This window comes from Paraburkholderia sp. RL17-373-BIF-A, from assembly GCF_046030175.1.
Taxonomy (GTDB): domain Bacteria; phylum Pseudomonadota; class Gammaproteobacteria; order Burkholderiales; family Burkholderiaceae; genus Paraburkholderia.
Genome location: NZ_JARESO010000205.1, coordinates 1 through 2,306 on the forward strand (window position 1 = coordinate 1; position 2,306 = coordinate 2,306).

Sequence of the window (2,306 nt, forward strand, 5' to 3'; positions counted from 1 at the left end):
AGTCAACACCATACGGCCGGCCGGCGTCGTCGTGTCTGCCCACGGCTCGGCGAGACTGCGCAGGCCCGCGCCCGCGTCGCGAATCCGTTCAACAATGTCGAGCAGGTCGCGGATACTGCGCGCGAGCCGGTCGAGGCGAGTCACAACGATGACGTCGCCGGCACGCAGGTGGTCAAGCATGCGGTCGAGCTGCGGGCGCGCGCGGCGGGTGCCGGTGATTTTCTCGGCGAAGACCTTGCCGCAACCGGCCGCGCGCAGCTGCGCCTCCTGATTGCCAAGATCCTGATCGCGCGTCGAGACACGGGCGTATCCGATCAGGAATGCGCCGGTCTCGATATCGCGCGTGGCGACATCGGCTGGGTCTCTCACTGGCTTCCTCGCGATTCGAGCCATGACATCGCCTCGTGGAGAGCGTCGTCGTGTGCGCACTGTTGAAGGTACGCATCCCATGCGTCGCGCGGCCATGCGCTGCCGGCTTTGGCTAACCAATGCCCGCGCTCGGACCCGGTGATTCTGCTCCACCAGTCCAGGCCGGCTTGCGGATCTGCTTCAGCGTCGACGGGGAACACACCGCCGCCTACTTCTGTGCCGTCCTCAAGAAGCAGCAGACGCCAGCCTCCGCCCAGACTGGCAGGGCGCGGCTTGATCTCGTAGCTGTAGCCTGGCGCTGAGGTATTGACCATCGCCTGTTACCTGTCGTTGTCAGCAGACCGGGTTACAGCCTCGTGGCGATGCTGCCAGAGGGCGTGGATCGTATCGAGGCGGTTGTCGAACCTGCCGATCACGCGGCAATCGGCGCCGTCATCGGGATACCCGGCGATTTCCACGTGCCATTTGCCATCGAGCTTCAAATCGTAGCCGCCGATGCATTCGACCCCTTGCGGAGTGGTCAAGGCGTACTGGCAACGACGCATCAGGAAACCGTTGCCGGCGCCCGGTGGATAGTTGACGTTGTGCTGCACGAAGTATTCGCCATCATCGAGCAGCACATCACCGTTGGTTTCTATCGACATGGTTACCCCCTTGCGGGGGCGTCCCGGTTCACATCGTCCGCCCGGCACGCCCACTACCGCGCGACACGTTGCACATTATAGTTGCATATATCCATGAATGAGAGACCAAGTTTTGCAACATCGCGGCGCACGACCACATCAGGGTTTGGTGGCGGCCGGCGTGGTGTTGCGAAACTTAGGAGTTTTGCGACAACAACTGTGCTGGCTGTATCGAGAGCTTTCGGCTAGGATCCGGCGATTCCAGCCCGCAGGGTATGAGGCATGTTCGAATCGCCAAAAGGAAAAGGCTTCGAGATTGAATTTGTCTCGCATGCCGAGGCCATTCTCTAAATAGATTTCCCCGATGCGGTTACGGAACTCGAAGCGAGTCTTATCGAGGTCGATATTCCGATCACGGAAATCATCGGGTCAGGTGGAGGTGAAGCGAAAGGCACGCAGCGTCTGCGCCGGTCCTTGGCCGCCAAGCACTGGCTCAAGGTCAACTTCGAAATCAAGAAGACCATCAATGGCATCGAGCGCGAATCGATTTCTCACGAGGTCGATCACGTTCGCACATTCGAAGGCGATCAGCCGATTGCGATGGAAATTGAACGGGAACAACAAGGGGTTGTGTCGCGATAAGAAGTCGGACCTGAACAATCTTCAAAGCCTTGCGGGGTGAGGCTTTGAGACCGAAATGCGGTTGTGGGAATTGCAGGGACCTGGCATATTGATGCGTGAAACCTGCGATTCTTGACGAGGTGCAGATGGGACCGAAGACGCCTTTGACGGAGGGAGATTTCTTCCGGCAACCGCTGCGCGAACAGATCAACCTGAAGCACCCGTTGGTCGGTTTGGCCGACCTGATCAACTGGGAGCGATTGGGCGCATCAATGATGCGAGAGCTTCGTGTCGGGCAACTTCCTGCGCGAGAGGCAACGCTGCTGCCGGGTTGTCGGCCTTCGTGCCGATCGTCGCAGTCGGTGACGCGGCGCCGGTGCCGGCGACGGCACATGCTGTGCGGCCCACTCCTGAACTTGATCTGGCAGACCTGTCGCCACCGGCGACGCAGGGTGCACGACTGTCGGCCAGATTGCCCAACGGCGTGATGCTTGAACCCGAATGTTCAGGACACGATGCCGGACTCGTGAGCGCGATGATTGCCGCGTTGGGAGCGCGCTGATGTTCCGGTTCGAGGCGGACCTGAAGGTCTTCCTGCATCGTGAGCCGATCGACTTCCGTGCCGGTATCAACAGCCTGGTGGCACTGGTCGAGCAGTCCATGCAACTCGACCCGTTTGCGCGTGCCGTGTTC

Annotated in this window: 5 protein-coding genes; 2 read left to right on the forward strand and 3 right to left on the reverse strand. The window is 60.5% G+C overall.

What is annotated here, in order from left to right; translation table 11 throughout:
• The 3 genes from P0D80_RS49585 to P0D80_RS49595 form a co-directional block, all read right to left on the reverse strand.
• Window positions 1–369, reverse strand: a 369-nt coding sequence (locus tag P0D80_RS49585; RefSeq protein ID WP_408295920.1) for a recombinase family protein, incomplete at its 3' end; no start/stop codon positions are given.
• Entirely contained in the window at window positions 366–683 is a 318-nt protein-coding gene (locus P0D80_RS49590; RefSeq protein WP_408295923.1) for a hypothetical protein, read from the reverse strand. The genes P0D80_RS49585 and P0D80_RS49590, both read right to left, overlap by 4 nt.
• A 6-nt stretch (window positions 684–689) precedes the next feature.
• Entirely contained in the window at window positions 690–1,013 is a 324-nt protein-coding gene (locus P0D80_RS49595; protein WP_408295925.1) for a hypothetical protein, read from the reverse strand.
• Window positions 1,014–1,403: 390 nt separating this feature from the next.
• On the opposite strand from P0D80_RS49595, the gene P0D80_RS52095 reads away from it, so the two are divergent.
• Together P0D80_RS52095 and tnpB are read left to right on the forward strand one after the other, a co-directional pair.
• The gene (locus P0D80_RS52095; RefSeq protein ID WP_494478672.1) at window positions 1,404–1,634 is read left to right on the forward strand and encodes a BglII/BstYI family type II restriction endonuclease; all 231 of its coding nucleotides are present in this window, start codon (window positions 1,404–1,406) and stop codon (window positions 1,632–1,634) included.
• 540 nt (window positions 1,635–2,174) lie between these two features.
• A partial coding sequence (gene tnpB / locus P0D80_RS49605) for an IS66 family insertion sequence element accessory protein TnpB (protein WP_408295930.1) occupies window positions 2,175–2,306 on the forward strand: 132 nt, incomplete at its 3' end.

What these genes read in the sequence shown, in the direction of transcription:
- P0D80_RS49590 (WP_408295923.1), bottom strand. Translation starts at nt 683, where the DNA reads ATGGTCAATACCTCAGCGCCAGGCTACAGCTACGAGATCAAGCCGCGC.
- P0D80_RS49595 (WP_408295925.1), bottom strand. Translation starts at nt 1,013, where the DNA reads ATGTCGATAGAAACCAACGGTGATGTGCTGCTCGATGATGGCGAATAC.